The following is an 18399-nucleotide window of genomic DNA, read 5'->3' as shown; positions in this document are numbered from 1 at the left end:
ACCTGCAGGATGACGCAGAAGGACGGGACACCGGGCTCCAGCTGGCGCCGTGTGGGTATGCTCATTCCCTCGTCCAACACCTCGATCGAGCGCGAGTACCCGGCCTGGATGCCGCACGAGCTGTCATTCCACTTCGCGCGCCTCACCCTGACGCGGCTGGACGCGGAGGGCATGGCGCAGCAATTGGCCGACATGCGGCGCGCGGTCGCCAGCCTGCGCGACGCGCGGGTGCACGCGGTGCTGCTGTGCCAGACCGCGACAAGCTACTGGATGGGCCGCGACTGGGATGCCGCGATCCGACGCGACATGGCCGAGTGGGCCGAAGCACCGGCCCTGACGGCCGCCGCCACCGTGCTGGATGCCCTTGCTGCGCTCGGCGTGAGCCGCGTCTGCTTCGCCGCGCCCTTCCCCGCGGAGATCGGCGAGGCCAGCCTGCGCTATCTCACCGCCTGCGGCATCACCGTGCTTCGCAGCGCCTTCGGCGAGTTGCGCGACAACTTCGCCATCGCGGAGATGGAGCGGGCGGCGGTGATCGAACTCGCCTTGCGGGCCGATCACCCGGATGCGCAGGCGCTGCTGATGCCCGGCGGCAACATGCCCTGCCTCGCCTTGGCCGAGGAGATCGAGGCGCTGATCGGCAAGCCGATGGTCTCGACCAACCAGGCGGGCATGTGGGCGCTGCTGCGGCTGTTCGGCATGGGGAACCGCATTCAGGGCGCGGGGCGGCTGCTGCGCGACCGGCCCGGCTGAGCCTCGGCGAGGTAACCCGTTCCGCATCCGACCCCATCCGTGCTAACTTTCCCTCTGCAGGAGAACAAGCCGATGTCGACCTCGCGCCGTGCCGCCCTCGCCTTGCCACTTGCCGCCCTCGCGGCTCCTGCGCGCGCGCAATCCTGGCCGACGCGGCCGATCCGCCTGATCATCGGCTTCCCGGCCGGCGGCAGCACGGATCTGGTGGGCCGCGCGGTGGCCGAAGCCCTGCGCCCGCACCTGCCGCAGCCGCTCGTCGTGGAGAACCGCGCCGGCGCCAACGGCGCCATCGCGACGGAGGCCGTGGCACGGGCGGCGGCTGACGGGCACACGCTGCTGATCGCCTCCTCCACCCACAACATCAACCGCCACCAATTGACGCTGAGCTATGACCCGCTGCGGGACTTCGCGCCGGTCGCGATCCTCTCGCGGCAGGTGATGGCGTTGGCGACCGGCGCCGCCTCGCCCTTCACCGACTTCGCCGGCTTCCTCGCGGCGGCGCGCGCGGCGACGCAACCGATCACCATCGGCGCGACCGAGGCGCTGACCTCCTTCGCGGGCCAGGACCTCGCCCGTCGCGCCGGCATTCGGCTGGAAGAGGCGATGTACCGCGGCGGCGCGCCGATGATGACGGACCTGATGGCAGGCCATCTGCCGGTCGGCTTCACCTCCACGGCAACGGCGCTGCCGCTGCTGCCGGGCGGCCGCCTGCGGCTGCTGGCGGTCACCGGCGCGGCGCGCTCGCCAGCGCTGCCGGATGTTCCGACGGTCGCCGAATCCGGCTTCGCCGGCTACGAGGTCGCCGGCTGGGGCGCGCTGCTCGGCCCCGCCGGACTGCCCGCGGCGGTGACGGCGCGGCTGCATGCGGCGCTGGGTTTGGCCTTCACCGACCCCGCGCTGCGCGCGCGCCTGGATGCGCTGGGGCTGGAAGCGGATTTGCGTGGGCCGGAGGATGCGGGCGCTTTTCTGGCGGCGGATGCCGCGCGCTGGGACGCCGCCGCGTCGGCGGGGCTGGTGGGTCGGGCTGGGTAACGGGCCGCGCCGCCTACCCCGCGCGGCTACCACAGCTTGTGTCCACGCCTGTCCATGCCTGGGTGCGAGGGTCGCGCCCCGGCTGGTCGCCCCTATCCGCCTTGAGACCCCCGCACTTCACCTGCGCGACGAGGCGCTGCGACGGCTGAAGCCGCGCGTCGCCGCCATCCGTCGTGCCTGCACCGAAGGCGCGCGGCGACAAGCTGTCGAAGGTGGAGAAGTCTGCGCTTGATCCGACGGTCATCGACCTGGCGTGGCGGGTGTCCGCCACATCGAAGCTGTCAGGAACAGGCGCGGCTGGCATGCCTCTCTGAAATTCAGCCAAGCCCCTCGATCGGGCCTGGGCAGATTGGCACGGCCCCTGACCTTAGAGCACGCTGCGCTCTCATGAGCGCAGCTCGTGCTCTATAAATCATTGAATCTAGAGCAAGAAATGCGTTCAGCGTCGCGACAGCGCCGCGACCCATCTGGACGCATATTGCTCTAGGAGTTGCCCCCCTCGCCACCGCTGCCACCGCCATCTCCGCCGTTGCCGATGTGGTGGTTCGGGTCAGACTTCCCCGGAGGCAGGCCACCCAGCATCCATCCAAAGCCCGCCGCCATCGCGGTGCCGAGGGTGAGCCAAATGGTCCCCAACCCCGATAAGGCACCCACAGCCAGGGCGGGCAGGGCCACAGCGGCAGCGACCAACACACGCTTCATGCGAACTCCCTCCGCTCGCTTCGTTGTATCTGACGCCGAGCCTGTCACGGCCACTACCCAAGCGGAAGCGCGGGTGGCCTACCCCGCGCCCTCCTCCACCCGCGCGATCCACACGCCGAGGGCCACATTTTCCAAGGCCTGCGCCATGGGCGGCGCTGGAGCACGCTGCGTTCTGATGAACGCAACTCGTGCTCTAGAAATCATTGAATCTAGAGCAAGAAATGCGTTCAGCGTCGCGGCAGCGCCGCGACCCATCTGAACGCATAGCGCTCTAGCCACACGCATCCTGCAGGATCCCGCATGGGAGCCGCCGCCAAGGGCGCAGGGCAACCCCTCGATTGCGCGGACAAACTGCTCGAAGGAGAGTTCCCGGACGGTTGCGGGCGTGATTCCAGGCTGATATCCGGCATGGAGATCGGCGTGGATCCGCCGAGTGATGTCGGACGGGGCGTGGTGCTTCTTCGAAACTTCGTGGCGTCCGCCAGACAGCCTGGCGACGGGCCCGGCCATGACCACGAGCGCTTCAAGAGCGACCAGATCCGGCAGGATCGAGCGGAGTTGCCCCCGAGGCCCTTCTACAGGAAGGGACGCCAGGGCGCGGCCACCAGATGGTAGCCGGCGGCGTCCCGCCGCATATGCGCCAAGCCGGGGAAGTCCATATGCATCCCCGCCACCAGCAGCCGGTCCGCCACCGCCATGTCGAAGATGCGCCGCCGCGTGGCGACGGCCGCTTGCGCATCCACGTCGAAGGCGATGCCCCACTCCGGATGGCGCGTCTGCAGCGCCGGGAAATGCACCATGTCGCCGAAGACCAGCAGCTGCGCGGCGCCCGAGGCGATGCGATAGATCGTGTGCCCCGGCGTATGGCCGAAGGCATCCATCGAGGTGATGCCCGGGTTGACCTCCCGCCCCCCTGGCACGCGGCGGATGCGCCCGCGATAGGCGGCCTCCACCTGCTTCGCATAGGCGAAGCCACCGCGTGAGCCTTGCGGCACGCGGCCGATATTGCCCTCATCGAACCAGAAGGCGGCCTCGACCTCGGGAATGACGAGTTCGGCGGTGGGAAAGAGCGCCGCCCCTTCCCGGCTGCAAAGCCCGCCGGCATGGTCGCGATGCATGTGCGTCAGCACCACGCTGTCGATCATCGCCGGCGTCACGCCCATGGCGGCCAGATTGGCGGGCAGTTGGCCCATGGTGGGCCCAAGCGCATCGCCCGAGCCGGTATCGATCAGCGAGAGCCGTCCCCCGGCATTCACCAGGAAGGCGTTCAGCGCCAGCGGCACCGGGCCTTCCGTGGGCAGGAAATTCTCGCCGAGGATGCGCCGCGCTTCGGCCTGGTTCGCTTCGCCGAAGACGGCGGGCGGCAGGGCGATGATGCCATCGCTGACCGCGGTCATCTCGATGTCGCCGATGCGGATGCGATGCAGGCTCGCGACCTGGCGGCCCACCGGCGCTTGCGCGGCTGTCGCGGGGGGCGCCGCACCGGCAGCCAGGACCGTCGTTGCGGTGATGATGGCGTGGCGGCGCGACAGCTTCATGTGGCTCTCCCCCTGGTGGCCAGTCGGGCCGGCCTTTTCAACCAACAGTGTAGGGAGGGCCGGAACGCGCTGGCAAGGGCGCAGCCGGGCGGGGCTGCGGCGACGCTTCGGACCTGCCCTACCGGATGGGGACCGTCGCCGCCGCGGCGGCGTCCAGCGTCGCGTTGCGGGCGATGGCGCCGTGGTTTGCGAGCATATAGGCAACGATCGCCCATTTCTGCTCATCCGTCAGGCGCGTCGGATCGTCGAAGGGCATCATCATCTGGTTGTACTCGAACAGCCCGAGCGCGTTGCTGAACTTCGCGATCTGCGTGCGTTCCCCCCAGATCGGCGTCTGGAAGCCGGCACCGCGCCGGCCATCATCGCCATGGCAGAGGGCGCAGTTCTCAGCGTAGAGGCGCTGCCCCTCCGCAACCTGGGGGGACAGTGCCGGCTGGCCCGTCGCGGCGGACGCGACAAGGGTGAGCGCGGCCAGCGCCGGCACGACCCGGATCATGAAACGCATCTCGTCGATTCTACCTCTCATGGGGGGAGCGGGGCGGGCACCGGGGGTGGCGTCGCGCGACGCCGCCCCCGGCTCCTGCGTCAGACGACCTCGACCCGGAACCGGGGGATCGCCCAGTTCGCCATGCCGAGCGTGTTGAGCGGCACGCTCTCGGGCTGCACCGTGCCGGCATTGTCGGTGGTGCGCGTCTCGATCACATGGCGGCCGGCCGTGGCCTCCCAGGGCAGGGAGAAGCGCACCCAGGTGTATTTGCCGAGGTTGGGCGGGCGGATCTCCGCGCGCTGCCAGGCTCCGCCATCCACGCGCACCTCCACCTGGCGCACGCCATGCTGCGGCGCCCAGGCATAGCCCGTCAGTTCCTGCCGCCCGGCCGAGAGGCGCGGGACCTGGTTGCGCTGCAGCGGGTAGTTGGCGGGGACGGAGGGCGAGCGCTCCAGCACCAGGGGCACGGTGATGAAGGATTTCGGCGGCATCCAGGTGACCATCGGGCCCTGGATGTCGTCGGGACCGACGCCGATGAACTCATCCTCGGTCGCGTTGAATTCGGGGCGCTGGTAGGCCGGGCCGATGAACACCTCGCCGCGGGTGTTGAGCCGGCACCAGACGCGCTTGTCGGTGACGCGGATCTCGGTGAGCCACTTGATCGAGGCGGTGCCGCCCCAGCCCGGCACGACCATGCGCACCGGCGCGCCGTGATCGGGGATCAGCGGGTTGCCGTTCATGGCGAAGCACACGCCCATGTCGTCCTGCTGCGCGGCGACATCGCTGAAGGGCATGGGGCGGCCCATGTCGTTGCCATCCACGCCCGACCAGAACAGCACGGTGCGCGCGCCCGGCTTGATGCCGACGCGGGCGAAGATCTCGCTCATCGGCACGTATTGCCACTCGGCCTGGCCGACAGCGCCGAGCACCCAATTGCCGCCCGAGACCTGCTGCCCGGTCAGCCCATCCTGTTCCCAGAACAGGGTGCGACCATTGCCGTGGCATTCCATGGTGGCGATGATCGTGCGGCTGCGCATGCCGAGCAGGTCGTTGTAGCTCAGTTCCACAGGGCGCTCGACCGAGGCGCCATGGATGCGCAGCTTCCAGTTCTCCCGCGCCAGGACGGGCCGGTTTTCGGCGGTGGGCGTGGGGTAGTGGTTGCGGACGTAGAACTCCTCGACCGGCGTCATGAAGGTCTTGAAGTTCCAGTAATTGCCGGAACGCACCGTCGCGCCGATGTTCAGCACGCGGCTGTCGTCCTTCAGGATCGGCCGGCGCGGCGCGGCGGCGGGGGCGGCCGGCGCCGTCTGCGCCGAGGCCGGCGTGGCGCCCGGGATCGTCATCGCCGCGGCGCCGAAGGCGGCGGCCGAGACGAACAAGGACCGCCGCTGCGTGTTGGTGCCGTGGCGCAGCACCTCGGTTGCGAGCGCCTCCGCCTGCGCGCGCTCCCTGATCTCGCGCTTGTTGTCCGACATGGCTCGTTCCTCCCTCTCGCGGCCGGCGATGCGGCGTCGCGGGGGAGCAGTTGCAACAGCGGTGCCATGCTGCAGCGCAGAAGGCTTCGACCTAAGACCTTGATCTGCTTCGCAGCGGCCCGTGCGTGAGTCCGGCATTCCGGACTCGGCCTCCGCGGCCGTCCGGACTTCCGGACCCGCTCAGCCCGCGTCGCTGCGCAGGCCGAGCCGGCGCAGCTTCTCGAACAGGGTCGAACGCGAAACGTCCAGCCACGCCGCCGCCCGCGTCACGTCGCCGCTGGTCGCGGCCAGGGCTGCCGCGATCGCGCGCCGCTCGGCGGCATCCCGCGCATCGGCCAGCGTGGGCACCGGCTGATCGGGGCGGCCCGCCGGGGCGCGCTCCGGGAAGAGGTCGAAAGCGGTGACCAACTCCCCCTCGGCGAGGGCGGCCGCACGCTCGACGCGGTTGCGCAGCTCGCGGACATTGCCCGGGAAGTCGTGCGCCGTCAGCGCCTCTTCGGCGAGGGTCGTGAAGCCCCGCAGCGGCCGCGCGAAGCCGCTGGCGAACTCGCCGAGGAAGCGACGGGCGAGCGGCAGGACATCGTCGCGCCGGTCGCGCAGCGGCGGCATCGCGACGCGGATGACGGCGAGCCGGAAGAAAAGATCCTCGCGGAACTGCCCCGCCGCGACGCGCGCATCGAGATCGGCATTGGTCGCGGCGACCACCCGCGCGCGGAAGGGCAGATCGCGGTCGCCACCCAGCCGGCGGAACACCCGCTCCTGCAGCAGCCGCAGAAGCTTCGCCTGCAGCGGCGCCGGCAGCTCCGCCACCTCATCGAGGAACAGCGTGCCGCCGCCGGCCTGCTCCGCCAACCCCTCATGCCGTGCGGCGGCGCCGGTGAAGGCGCCGCGCTCATGGCCGAAGATCTGGCTTTCCAGCAGCTCGGCGGGCAGCGCGGCGCAGTTGGTCGCGACGAAAGGCAGCCGGGCGCGGGGGCCTTCGCCATGCAGCAGCCGCGCCGCGACCTCCTTGCCCGATCCGCTCGGCCCGGTCAGCAACACGGTGCTCTCGATCGGCGCCACGCGGCGCAGCACGCGCTCCACCGCCTGGATCGCCGGCGCCTCGCCGAGCACGAAGCCCTCGCTGCGGTGCCAGCGCGGCGCGAGCAGCGTCTCCAGCCGCCGCAGCAGCGCCTCGATGTCGAAGGGCTTGGTGAGGTAGTCGGCGGCCCCGGCCTGCATCAGCCGCACCGCCTGCGCGATGTCGCCATGGCCGGTCACGAACAGCACCGGCGCGCCGCCGCACCGCAGCGCGATCGCGCGGTGCACCTCCTCGCCATTCATGTCGGGCAGGCGGATGTCGCAGATCACCGCGTCGGGCGCCTGGCGGGACAGCGCGCGGATGGCCTCGGCGCCGGTCCGGAACCAGCTGGTGCGATAGCCCTCCACCGCCAGCCAGTCGGCGACCGACTGGCCCATCACGGGGTCGTCCTCGATCAGCGCCACATGCGGCGCGGGATCAGGCTGCGGCGGGAAGCTGCGTGCGGCGCTCGGCATCGGGGATCCGGATGGTGACATGGGTGCCGGGCGGGCCGGCAAGATGCACGCTGGCGTCAAGCTCGCGCACCAGCCGCGCGACGGTCCACAGGCCGAGGCCCCCGGCCTGCGGCACGCCTTCCTCCCGCCCGCCGAGCAGCAGCCGGCGCGCCTCGGTCGGCAGGCCCGGCCCCTCATCGGCGACCACGAGGGTCAGCCTGGCATCCGCGACGCCGGCCCGCACCGTCACGCGCCCCCCGGGCGGGGAAGCGGCGCAGGCGTTCAGCAGCAGGTTCAGCGCGATCTGTCGCACGGCCTGGGCCGGCACGGGGAAGCCGCCCTCGATCCCATGCTGCCAGTCGAGCACCAGGTCGCGCCGCCGGGCCTCGCTCTCGATCAGCAGGCGCAGGTCGTCGATGTCGGCGGCCGAGACCGGCCGCGCATCGGCCTCGCCGCGCCAGAGGATGAGGGAGGCGCGGACGATGTTGTGGATGCCGGTCAGCCCGCGTTCGAGCAGCGATGCGGCGCGGAGCCGCCGCTCCGGATCATCGCCATGGCGCTGGATCATGCGCACGGCGTTGAACAGCCCGCCGAGCGGGTTGTTGACCTCATGCGCCATCGCCGAGGCGTAGCGGCCGACCAGCGCGCGCCGCTCCTCCTCCGCCAGGCGGGTCAGCAGCGCCTCGCGCTCGGCGACCGCGGCGGCGGCGGCGTTGTAGCGGCGAAAGGCCCGGCCGGCCTCGGTGTCGGCCGGCGGCAGTTCTGCCTCCGGGATCGGGTCGAGCCGCCCCTCCGCGGCCTGGCCCAGGCGCTCCGACAGGCGCAGCACCGGGCGCAGCATCCGGCGCACCAGCAGCCAGCCGAGGATGGCGAAGAGCAGCGTCAGCGCCGCATTCACGCCGACCAGCGCGAGCAGCGTGGCCCGCCGCTCGGCGGCAAGCGCGGTGACATCCACCTCCGCCGCGATCCGCCCGACCGGCACGCCGCCTTCGCTGACGGCGCGGTGGATCCAGGTCGTGGCGGCGCCCTGCTCGAGCCGCAGGGGCGCGGGCGTCGCCTCCGCGGGGGCCGCGGCGCCGAGCGGATGGCGCATCGGGTCGGAGGCCGCCAGCACCGTGCCGTCCGGCAGCAGCACGAGCACGCGCAGCGCGCCGACGCCGCGGTAGCGCGCGCGCGACCGGTCGAGCGCGTCGAAGGCCTCCCACGGGTCGCGGCGGATCATCGCGGGCAGAAGCGCGGTGGAGAGCCCATCGAGATAGGCGCCGCTCAGCTCCTCGACATGCGCGGCCTGCGTCGCCTCGAGCCGGACCAGGACAAGCTTCGAGATGGCGGCGGCGATGCCGATCATCAGCAGCGTGATCAGCAGCGGCACGCGCAGCGCCAGCGGCCAGCGACGGGGTGCGAGCGCGCGCATCACCCGGCCGCGCGCACGCGTTGGCCAAGCGCGGCGATGCCATCGAACAGCCCTGGCGAACCCGCCACGAAGCCGTCGAGCCGCAGCGTCGCCAGGATGGCCCGCCCATCCGCCGTCTCCGGCATCGTCAGCAGCGCGTCGCGGATGGCGCGCGTGAGCCCCGGATCGGCCTGCCGGTGCGCCGCGAAAGGCGGAAAGCCCATCGGGGCGGAGGCCTGCACGATGCGCGTGGCGCCGACCAGCGCCGGCTCGAGATCGGCCATGACATCCCAGACATAGCCATCGACCGAACCGGACTGGGCAAGCCCCGCGGCGACGGCGCGGATCACGTTGCGATGGCCGTAGGTGAAGAAGCTGCGCGCGAAGAAGGCGCCCGGCGCCGTGCCGAGATCGGCCAGCATCGCGCTGGTGACCAGGAAGCCCGAATTGCTTTCCGGGTCGGAGAAGGCGTGGATGTCGCCGCGCAGTTCCGCCAGCGCCGTGGCGCCGCGATCCTGCCGCGCGATGAGGTAGGCGCGGTAGAGCGGCGCACCGCGATAGAGCGGCACGGCCAGCAGGTCCAGCGCGTCGCGGTGCTGCACGAAGGGATAGCCGCAGATCCAGGCGGCATCGAGCTGGCTGGCGAGCAGGAGGGAGGTGACCTCGCGGTAGGTGCGGCGCTTGACGACCTGCACCGGCCTGCCGAGGCGGGTGGAGATGTGCCCCTCGATCTGGCGCACCAGCACGATGTCCGAATCGAGAAAGACCGGCGTAAGGCCCAGCGTGACGGGGCGCGCCGCGCGCACCGGGGGCGCTGCAAGCGTCGCCGGGACCGCCAGCAGGGCACGGCGGTAGAGGCAGCGTCGTGCCGGCAGCGCGGTGCGGCGCATCGTCCCTTTCGTCCTCCCTGCCGGTGTTCCCCGGATGCGGCGGCAGCTTCGCCGCTTCCTGCCGCCGCCGTCAATTCGCAGCAGGCGGAGCGGCGCCCCGAGGCGGTCCTCGCGCGGGAAGGCTGCCCCGGGCCAGCGGATCCGGTTCCGGCAGGGAGCGCCACGGCGCCACGCCGGGAGCCCACGCAGCCTGGAGCGCCTTCACGTCCCGGGGCGTCACTGGGCGACCCGGAAAACGCGACATGGCACTCAGCTACAGCACCATCGATCAGGATCGATCGTGGTCAGGTGTGCGTCTGCGCAGTCGCCAGGCCGAACCACCGCGCGCCAAGCCGCAGGGCCACCCGCACCAGCAGGATCAGCACCGGCACCTCGACCAGCGGCCCGATCACCGTCGCGAAGGCGATGGGAGAGGCCAGGCCGAAGGCCGCGATGGCCACCGCGATGGCCAGTTCGAAGTTGTTGGACGCCGCGGTGAAGGCGATGGCCGTCGTGCGGGGATAGTCCGCCGCGATCAGCTTGCCCATCCAGAAGCTCACGATGAACATCACGACGAAATAGATCGCGAGCGGCACCGCGATCCGCAGCGCATCCAGCGGCAACCGCAGCACATCCCCGCCCTTCAACGCGAACATCGCCACGATGGTGAAGAGCAGGGCCGCCAGCGTCACCGGCGCGATGCGCGGCAGGAAGTGCTGCCGGTACCATTCCTCCCCCCGCCGCGCGACCATCACGCGCCGCGTCAGGAAGCCCGCCGTGAAGGGCACGCCGAGGTACAGCAGCACGGCGCCCGCGATGGTGGCGAAGGACACATCGACCACGCGCCCCTCGAGACCGACCAGCGGCGGCAGCACCGCCAGGAAAAACCAGGCATAGACGCCGAAGAACAGCAGCTGGAACACGCTGTTGAAGGCGACGAGCCCCGCCACATACTCGGTATCGCCACGCGCCAGCTGATTCCAGATGATCACCATGGCGATGCAGCGCGCCAGCCCGATCAGGATCAGGCCGGTCATGTAGTCCGGCCGGTCGGAGAGGAAGAGCACGGCCAGCGCGAACATCAGCACGGGCCCGATCACCCAGTTCTGCACCAGGGAGAGCAGCAGGACCCGCCGGTCAGCGAAGACCCGGGGCAGCGCGTCGTACCGGACGCGGGCGAGCGGCGGATACATCATCAGGATCAGCCCGGCGGCGATCACGATGTTGGTCCCGCCCAGCGAGACGCTGTCGAGCGCGCCCGGCAGTCCCGGCACCAAGGCGCCCAGCGCCACCCCCAGCGCCATCGCCCCGAAGATCCAGAGCGTCAGCCAGCGATCCAGGAAGGAAAGCCGCCGCGGCGCGGCCTCTGCCAGCGCGCTCACGCCGCGCACACCGGCTGGCAGGATGATGCGGGCATGGCCGCCTCGAGCAGCGCCGCGCAGCGCTCGGGTTGGCCGCCGCGGCATTCCTGCACGGGAAAGGCAACGAGACCTCGCATGGTCTGCAGATCCACCGCGTAGATGACCCGCCGGCTCTCACGACGGGATCGCGCCAATCCGGCGCGGGACAGGATCGCCAGCTGCGTCGACATGGTGTTGTGCGCCGTGCCGAGGCCGCGGGCCTCTTCCCCGGCGGGGAGGCCGCCAGGGCCTGCACTCAGCAGCAGGCGGTAGAGCTGGAGCCGGGTATCCTGTGCCAGGGCCCCGAAGGCACCGATGAGATGAGGCTCGTCCATATATCCAGACTGCCCGAACCAACCGGGTGTCGCCACCCACCGGCGCCGGCAAGGCGATGGTCGCTGCGGCAGCCGCCCTTGGGCAGCCCCTCCGCCAACCGGCTTGGTTGGTCGTGGCCCCAGTGATCCCGCAGCAGGTCCGGGCCGCCACCGCTGTAGCGGATCACCGGGTCTGGCAGCGTCAACCGGTCGATCCCTGCGGGCAGCACCGCAGCGTCTCGGGAGGGTTGTGCTCGGTCTTGGCCCACCAGCGAGGTTCTCCGGGCGGCACGGCGTCGGGCGCCTCTGGTGGCCGAACCGCCGTCGCGCGGGAGAGGCGCCGTGGTCAGCCGGGGCGGATGTTGTTCTCGCGCACCACGCGGCCCCATTTCTCCCAATCCGCCGCATAGACGCGGGCGAAGGCGGAACGGCCGCCGCTTGCCGGTTCCGCCCCAAAGCCGCGGATGCGCGCGACCACGTCGGGTTCGCGCAGGATCACCCCCACCTCCTCGGCCAGTCGATCCAGGATCGCTTCCGGCGTGCCGCGCGGCGCCAGGAAGCCGCCCCAGAATTCGACATCGGAGCCCGGCAGCGTCTCCGTGAGGCTGGGCACATTCGGAAACAGCGGCGAGCGCTCGGCGCTGGTCACGGCCAGCGCGCGCAACGAACCGTCCTGCAACTGGGCGCGCGGTGCGAACAGGCTGTCATGCGCCATGTCCACGTCGCCGCGGATCAACGCTGTGATGGAGGGCTGGTTGCCGGAATAGGGCACCAGCGTCGGCTCGATGCCGGTCTGGCGCATCAGCAGGGCCATGGCCAGGTGGTTCACGGCCCCCGTGCCCGGAATCGAAATGGTCAGGCGTGACCCGCGCTCCCGGGCGAGCGCGATGAACTCGGGCACGGTGCGGGCGGGAAAATCCGGACGGGAGAGGAGCACCAGCGGGGAGGAGGACGCCATCACGACCGGCACGAGCGCCTGCATCGGATCGATCGTCGTGATGCGGTTCACGAGGATGGCGATCTGCGTGGAGGGCGAGGTGAACATGAACGTCGTCCCATCCGGCGCCGCACGCGCCACGAGGTCCGCGCCCACCACGGTGCTGGCGCCGGGGCGATTCTCGACGATGAAGCTGCTGCCGGGCAGGCGCTCCGTCAGCTTCGCGGCCAGCAGCCTCGCCATGATGTCGTTGGCGCCCCCCGGAGCGAAGCCGACGACGAACCGGACCTGGCGCGTGGGCCAGGCCTGGGCGCGCACCGCACCGGCGCCGAGCAGAATGGCGGGCGCGGCCAGGACCACGGCGCGACGGTTCATGACGTTTCCTCCGAGAACTTCGCCGGGAATCTCTCACGCTGCACGCGCGCTTGTCCATGCGGGGAAGCGAGTTCGTGGCGACACGGATGCCCCCTTCGTCGCGGCAAGGGAGCGTTTCGTCGCCTCCGATCCGATCCGCGAACTGGCGACCGATCCAGACTCCTCTCTCTGTTGTTTGTCTCGGCCCGATAGGTGCGATGGCTAAGCGGAGCTGACCGTGCTGTTGCAGACCAGTTTTCGGGTCGTGGATGCGATGCTGGCCCACAACAACATCCAGAAACGGTTCCTCGACGGCGCCTTCCAGTTCGCCTTCCTCGCGGTGTGGTCGGGCCAGCCGCCGGATGCGGGCGCGGCGAGAGCGCGGAAGGATTGGAACGAGATTGTCAGGGCCCACAGCGCAGGGGTCGTAAAGGCCGCTCCCGGCCTCGCATGCGCCAGGGCGAGCGTGGAGATGGGGCGCAAGGCGGCAGCGGTCCGGGAGAAGTGAGTTGCGGAAACCGCCGCATCATTGGGCGGCGCGGACGGAGCGCGGTCTTCTTCCCCGACGGCCTCGCGAAGGCGTTCTAGCGCTGCGGCCGAGAGAGCGATGGCATCGTCGATGAAGCGGCTGGCAGATGCCTGGGACCAGTTCGCGCTGCCGGCGTTGCCGCGTCCGGCCCGCGCCTCATTCGAAAACGGGCACGACGTGACCGTCCACCGGAAGCGAAAGTCTGTCCTCGGAATGTCGGCAGCGCCGGAAAACTGGGCGATCGGGTCAGGGTTGTCGATGTCGATCGCGACGGACCTGGTCATGGCGCCAACGCTGCAGCCTGGAGTCCAATGTACCGACACCGTGGCCGGTCGGCCGACAACAATCGGAATACCGCCCCGTCCTGTCGCATCACCACTCAGCCCTGGCCGAGGGATCCGATCCGATCTGACCGAAGAGCTTGGCGTCCCCTAGGGGATTCGAACCCCTGTTACCGCCGTGAGAGGGCGGTGTCCTAGGCCTCTAGACGAAGGGGACCAAGGCCATCCCGCACGCCGGAAGCGCCGCGGGAGGCGCTACCTAGCGCCCTACCCGTCCGGGATCAAGCGGGCCGCGCGCAGATTTCGTCCGGGCCGCGTCGCGCCGCCCGTCGCGGCAGGCGTCGGAGCAATAGCGCACCTCCTCCCAGACCCGCGCCCATTTCTTCCGCCAGGCGAAGGGGCGGCCACAGGCGGCGCAGTCCTTCTCGGGCAGGTTCGGCTTGCGGTGCGCCATCTCACTCGGCCGCGCGCAGCTCGCCCAGCACACGGCCGCGGCGCGGTTCGACCAGCAGGATCCGCTCGCTGCCGTCGGGCCGCGTCACCAGCACCGCGATCCGCCCCTCCGCCGGTGCGAGGCCCGTGATCCGCGTGCCCGCCGGCTGGCCGAGCGAGGCCGGCGGCAGCGCCGCCTCGCTCGCCCCGCCGCCGACACGCTGGACGAGCAGCACGACCAGGCCCACGGTGCCGGCCACGATCAACACCCCCATCACGATGACCAGCCATTTGAGCGCCGCCACGCCGAACTCCCTTCCCGATCCCGCGGGCGACATCCGCACCGCCCTTGCCCCGCCCGAAGCCGCCGGCACCCGCGCCGACCGCTTCCTGACGGAGGCGATAGGCGGTCTGTCGCGCTCCCGGGTCAAGGCACTCATCGAAGCCGGCCAGGCCTGGCGGGACGGCACGCCGGTGCACGACCCGGCCGAGCCGGTGCGCCCCGGCGCGCGCTACAGCCTGCGCCTGCCCCCGCCCGAACCCGCAACGCCGCAGCCACAGGCGATTCCGCTCAACATCCTGTTCGAGGACCGGCACCTCATCGTCATCGACAAGCCGGCCGGCCTGGTGGTGCATCCCGCGCCGGGCAATCTCGACGGCACGCTGGTCAACGCCGTGCTGGCCCATGCGGCGGAGGATCTCTCGGGCATCGGCGGCGAGGCGCGGCCGGGGATCGTGCACCGACTCGACAAGGACACCTCCGGCGTCATGGTCGTGGCGAAGTCCCAGGCGGCGCACACGGCGCTGTCCGAGGCCTTCGCGACGCGCGACCTGGAGCGCGACTACCTCGCCCTGGTCTGGGGCCTGCCCCGCCCGGCGCAGGGCGAGATCGACGCGCCCATCGGCCGCCACGCCACGGATCGCAAGCGCATGGCGGTCGTCGGGCGTGACGGGGCGCGGCAGGGCAAGGAGGCGCTGACCCGCTACGCGACGGAGCGCGCCTTCGGCACGGCGGCGGCGCTGCTGCGCTGCCGGCTCGCCACCGGGCGCACGCACCAGATCCGCGTTCACCTCGCCCATATCGGCCACCCGCTGCTGGGCGACCCGGTCTATCTGCGCCGGATCCCGGCCGCCGCGCGCGCCCTGCCCCCGGCGGCGCGGGACGCCGCGCTGGCCTTTCCGCGCCAGGCGCTGCACGCCGCGACGCTGGGGTTTCGCCATCCGATCACCGGCGCGGCGCTGCGCTTCGCCGCCCCCCTGCCGGACGACATGCAGGCCCTGCTGGACGCGCTCGGCACGACCTGAACTTACGCGCGTGTTACAGCTCGGTAACGGCGCGTAAACCAACCTTACGGGTCGGTTTTTCTTGCCCTTGCATCCGCGACCCGCTATACAGGTGGCAAGCCGAGCCAGGGCGGATGCCGCCAGCTCTCTCCGCGTTGCCTGCGGAAAGCCCCGTCGCTCCCCACCCCGTCGTGACCGGGGTGGCGCGGGTCGGGAGGGTCCAAACAGGGCCGGCCACACGCGATGCCGCATCGGCACCCCGCCGTCACGGGGGGCGCTGGTGTTACAGGAGGCCAAGTTTTCCATGGCTGCCATGACCATCCCGATCGCCCCGGAGGGCAACCTTTCCCGCTACCTCCAGGAGATCCGCAAATTCCCGATGCTGACGCAGGAGGAGGAATACAACCTCTCCAAGCGCTGGAAGGAGGCGGGTGACGAACCCGCGGCCCACAAGCTTGTGACCTCGCATCTGCGCCTCGTGGCGAAGATCGCGATGGGGTATCGCGGCTATGGGCTGCCGGTCGGCGAGCTGATCTCCGAGGGCAACGTCGGCATGATGCAGGCCGTCAAGCGCTTCGACCCCGATCGTGGCTTCCGCCTGGCGACCTACGCCATGTGGTGGATCCGCGCGGCGATCCAGGAATACATCCTGCACAGCTGGTCGCTGGTGAAGATGGGCACCACCGCGGCGCAGAAGAAGCTGTTCTTCAACCTCCGCCGCCTGAAGGGCCAGATGGCCGCGCTGGAGGAAGGCGACCTCAAGCCCGAGCAGGTCGAGAAGATCGCCCGCGTGCTGCAGGTGCCCGAGGCCGATGTGGTGTCGATGAACCGCCGCCTCGCCTCGCCGGACAACAGCCTCAACGCGCCGGTGCGCGCCGATTCGGATGGCGAGTGGCAGGACTGGCTGGTCGATGACAGCGAGAGCCAGGAGAGCGAGCTGGCGGAACGGCAGGACATGTCGAACCGCCGCGAGCTGCTCGGCGAGGCGCTGAAGACGCTGAACGACCGCGAGCGCCACATCCTGATCGAGCGCCGCCTGAAGGATGAGCCCACGACGCTCGAGGAGCTCAGCCAGCAATACAACATCAGCCGCGAGCGCGTGCGCCAGATCGAGGTGCGCGCCTTCGAGAAGCTGCAGAAGAGCATGAAGACGCAGATCGTCGAGAGGCGGTTGGCCGTCTGACAGGCGCGGCGGGCGCAGCCGGGCGGCCAGGGCCATCCTCGGCCCTGCCGCCCGGAGCGGACTGCCCAGCAGGGCCCGGCGAGACCATCGCCGGGCCTTCTGCGTTTCGGCCCCTCGCCTTCCCCTCAGCGATCACGCCGACCAATGAAATCGCGAAGCGCCATCATCCGCACCAATGGCACTGATCGCGATTCGCCATTGGAGCGTCCTGCCCCGCGGGCGCATCTTCCGCGCACAGCAGGAGACCCCCGATGTCCACCACCCTCGAAAGCCCCACCGCCACCCGCCCCGCCCCGACACGCGGGCTGCGCATCGGCCATGTCCATCTCAAGGTCGCCGATCTCGACCGGGCGCTCGGCTTCTGGCGCGACGTGCTGGGGTTCGAGGTGCAGCAGCGCATGGGCGCGCAGGCCGTGTTCCTCTCCGCCGATGGCTACCACCACCATATCGGCCTCAACACCTGGGAGAGCGCCGGTGGCTCCCCGCCGGGCTTCGGCACGACGGGCCTCTACCATGTCGCGCTGCTCTACCCGGACCGCGCGAGCCTGGCCCGCGCGCTGAAGGCGCTGCTGGAGGCGAACTGGCCGCTGGAGGGCGCTTCCGACCACGGCGTGTCCGAGGCGCTCTACCTGCGCGACCCCGACGGCAATGGCGTGGAGCTCTACCGCGACCGCGATCCGGCCGACTGGCCGCGCGACGCCGCGGGCAACCTCGCCATGGTCACGCGCCGGCTTGATCTGCGCGCGCTGCTGGCCGAGGCCGGCTGATCGCTAAAGCCAAATCTCCGCCGCTGCGCTGGGCGCCACCGGCGGCGGGTCGTCGTTGACGATGGTGGCGATCGCGAGGCTGCGGTCGCCATCCAGCATCGCCCCACCGGTGATGCTGGTGAGATCGAGGTAGAAGGTCTCATCCGCCTCATGGGCGGTGTCGCCAAGCAGGGTGATGGCGAAGCTCTTGCGCGTCTCGCCCGGCGCGAAGCTCACCGTGCCGCTGCGCGCCACATAATCGACCCCCGCCTGGGCCGAGCCGTTCGCGGTCTCGAAGGCCACGCGCACGGTCTGCGCCGCGGCGGCGGAGAGGGCCAGGGTGAAGACCAGCGCCTTGCTGCCCGACTGGCCCTCGACGGTGGCGAGGCTGGTGGCCGCGAAGCCCAGGCTGGGCAGGCTCGCAGGGTCGTCATTCACGATGGTGCCGATCGCGAGCAGCCGCTCCGTCCCCAGCACCGCCCCGCCGGTGACGCCGGTGAGGTCGATGTAGAAGGTCTCGTTGGCTTCGAAGACGAGGTCGCCGATGATCGGCACGGCGAAGCTCTTGCGCGTCTCGCCCGGCGCGAAGACCAGCGTGCCGGTCCGCGCCGCGTAATCCTCCCCGGCACGGGCCGAGCCGTTGCTGGTGGCGAAGCTGACCCGCACCGTGGTCAGCGCCGCCTCGCTCAGCGCCACGGTGAAGACAAGGTTGCGGGTGCCCGAGGCGCCCTCGGCGATGGCGGCGTGCTCGGTCGCGAAATAGGCGGCGGGCATGATGCGCGGATCGTCGTTGAGGATGGTCGCCAGCGCCGATTGGCGCGCGGTGTCGAGCCCCCCCGCCCCGCTCGCGCCGGTGAGTTCCATTGTGAAGGTCTCGGCGGCCTCATGCAGCAGGTCGCCCAGGATGCGCACGGCGAAGGTCTTGGCCGTCTCCCCGGCCAGGAAGGTCAGCGCGCCGCTGCGCGCGACGTAGTCCTCCCCGGCGATGGCGGAACCATTCGCCGAGGCGAAGGACACCACGACATTGCCCGTCGGCACGGCGGAGAGTTCGATCGTGAAGGTCAGGTGCCGGTAGCCGGACTGCCCCTCGGCGATCTCGGCGAAGGCGTTGCGGAACCGGGCCAGGGGCAGAAGGCCGGACATGGGTGACGGGGAGCCTCATGGGCGGGACGATCCGC

18 protein-coding genes and 1 tRNA gene are annotated in these 18399 nt (G+C 70.9%); 5 read left to right on the top strand and 14 right to left on the bottom strand.

The genetic code is table 11. The features are described 5' to 3' along the window. Nucleotides 1-9: 9 nt before the first annotated feature. Both AC2D9U_RS23560 and AC2D9U_RS23555 read left to right on the top strand, forming a co-directional pair. Nucleotides 10-750: a maleate cis-trans isomerase family protein gene (locus AC2D9U_RS23560; RefSeq protein WP_484753888.1), complete on the top strand. Its 741-nt coding sequence runs from the start codon at nt 10-12 to the stop codon at nt 748-750. Between the two features lie 72 nt (nt 751-822). After that, nucleotides 823-1782, top strand: coding sequence for a tripartite tricarboxylate transporter substrate binding protein (locus AC2D9U_RS23555; protein WP_484753885.1), 960 nt, complete (start codon nt 823-825; stop codon nt 1780-1782). A 1277-nt stretch (nt 1783-3059) separates the two neighbouring features. Here AC2D9U_RS23555 and AC2D9U_RS23550 read toward each other — a convergent pair. The 13 genes from AC2D9U_RS23550 to AC2D9U_RS23490 form a co-directional block, all read right to left on the bottom strand. Then, complete coding sequence (locus AC2D9U_RS23550; RefSeq protein WP_484753882.1) at nt 3060-4022, bottom strand: MBL fold metallo-hydrolase; 963 nt, start codon at nt 4020-4022, stop codon at nt 3060-3062. A gap of 118 nt (nt 4023-4140) precedes the next feature. After that, the gene (locus AC2D9U_RS23545) at nt 4141-4518 is read right to left on the bottom strand and encodes a c-type cytochrome (protein ID WP_484753880.1); all 378 of its coding nucleotides are present in this window, start codon (nt 4516-4518) and stop codon (nt 4141-4143) included. A gap of 89 nt (nt 4519-4607) precedes the next feature. Then, complete coding sequence (locus AC2D9U_RS23540; RefSeq protein WP_484753877.1) at nt 4608-5984, bottom strand: molybdopterin-dependent oxidoreductase; 1377 nt, start codon at nt 5982-5984, stop codon at nt 4608-4610. A 180-nt stretch (nt 5985-6164) separates the two neighbouring features. Beyond that, on the bottom strand, nt 6165-7520 hold the full coding sequence (locus AC2D9U_RS23535; RefSeq protein ID WP_484753873.1) for a sigma-54-dependent transcriptional regulator: 1356 nt from the start codon (nt 7518-7520) through the stop codon (nt 6165-6167). Next, nucleotides 7483-8913, bottom strand: a complete 1431-nt coding sequence (locus AC2D9U_RS23530; RefSeq protein ID WP_484753870.1) for a sensor histidine kinase — start codon at nt 8911-8913, stop codon at nt 7483-7485. Before AC2D9U_RS23530 ends, AC2D9U_RS23535 begins: the two co-directional genes overlap by 38 nt. Beyond that, entirely contained in the window at nt 8913-9782 is an 870-nt protein-coding gene (locus AC2D9U_RS23525) for a substrate-binding domain-containing protein (RefSeq protein WP_484753866.1), read from the bottom strand. Before AC2D9U_RS23525 ends, AC2D9U_RS23530 begins: the two co-directional genes overlap by 1 nt. Before the next feature lie 284 nt (nt 9783-10066). Further along, complete coding sequence (gene arsB / locus AC2D9U_RS23520) at nt 10067-11143, bottom strand: ACR3 family arsenite efflux transporter (RefSeq protein ID WP_484753862.1); 1077 nt, start codon at nt 11141-11143, stop codon at nt 10067-10069. Beyond that, complete coding sequence (locus AC2D9U_RS23515) at nt 11140-11496, bottom strand: ArsR/SmtB family transcription factor (RefSeq protein WP_484753858.1); 357 nt, start codon at nt 11494-11496, stop codon at nt 11140-11142. The genes arsB and AC2D9U_RS23515 overlap by 4 nt, the downstream gene beginning before the upstream one ends. A 325-nt stretch (nt 11497-11821) precedes the next feature. Then, nucleotides 11822-12787, bottom strand: coding sequence for a Bug family tripartite tricarboxylate transporter substrate binding protein (locus AC2D9U_RS23510; protein ID WP_484753854.1), 966 nt, complete (start codon nt 12785-12787; stop codon nt 11822-11824). Between the two features lie 201 nt (nt 12788-12988). Further along, nucleotides 12989-13579 (bottom strand): hypothetical protein, encoded by a 591-nt coding sequence (locus tag AC2D9U_RS23505; protein WP_484753850.1) that lies wholly within the window; start codon nt 13577-13579, stop codon nt 12989-12991. 138 nt (nt 13580-13717) lie between these two features. Then, a tRNA-Glu gene (locus tag AC2D9U_RS23500) sits at nt 13718-13793 on the bottom strand. Nucleotides 13794-13835: 42 nt separating this feature from the next. Further along, nucleotides 13836-14030, bottom strand: coding sequence for a DUF2256 domain-containing protein (locus AC2D9U_RS23495; protein ID WP_484753847.1), 195 nt, complete (start codon nt 14028-14030; stop codon nt 13836-13838). A 1-nt stretch (nt 14031) separates the two neighbouring features. Then, on the bottom strand, nt 14032-14313 hold the full coding sequence (locus AC2D9U_RS23490; RefSeq protein ID WP_484753845.1) for a DUF6476 family protein: 282 nt from the start codon (nt 14311-14313) through the stop codon (nt 14032-14034). Between AC2D9U_RS23490 and AC2D9U_RS23485 the strand changes: the two genes are divergently transcribed. From AC2D9U_RS23485 to AC2D9U_RS23475, 3 genes are all read left to right on the top strand, one after another. Further along, nucleotides 14288-15313, top strand: coding sequence for an RluA family pseudouridine synthase (locus AC2D9U_RS23485; RefSeq protein ID WP_484753841.1), 1026 nt, complete (start codon nt 14288-14290; stop codon nt 15311-15313). The genes AC2D9U_RS23490 and AC2D9U_RS23485 overlap by 26 nt on opposite strands. Nucleotides 15314-15596: 283 nt before the next feature. Further along, complete coding sequence (gene rpoH / locus AC2D9U_RS23480; RefSeq protein WP_484753838.1) at nt 15597-16475, top strand: RNA polymerase sigma factor RpoH; 879 nt, start codon at nt 15597-15599, stop codon at nt 16473-16475. A 251-nt stretch (nt 16476-16726) separates the two neighbouring features. Continuing rightward, the gene (locus AC2D9U_RS23475) at nt 16727-17242 is read left to right on the top strand and encodes a VOC family protein (protein WP_484753836.1); all 516 of its coding nucleotides are present in this window, start codon (nt 16727-16729) and stop codon (nt 17240-17242) included. 3 nt (nt 17243-17245) lie between these two features. Here AC2D9U_RS23475 and AC2D9U_RS23470 read toward each other — a convergent pair whose 3' ends face one another. Beyond that, entirely contained in the window at nt 17246-18364 is a 1119-nt protein-coding gene (locus tag AC2D9U_RS23470) for a Calx-beta domain-containing protein (protein ID WP_484753834.1), read from the bottom strand. Nucleotides 18365-18399 lie beyond the last annotated feature (35 nt).

Source organism: Roseomonas sp. TF40 (genome assembly GCF_057219975.1).
This window is presented reverse-complemented; position numbering and strand designations above follow the sequence as displayed.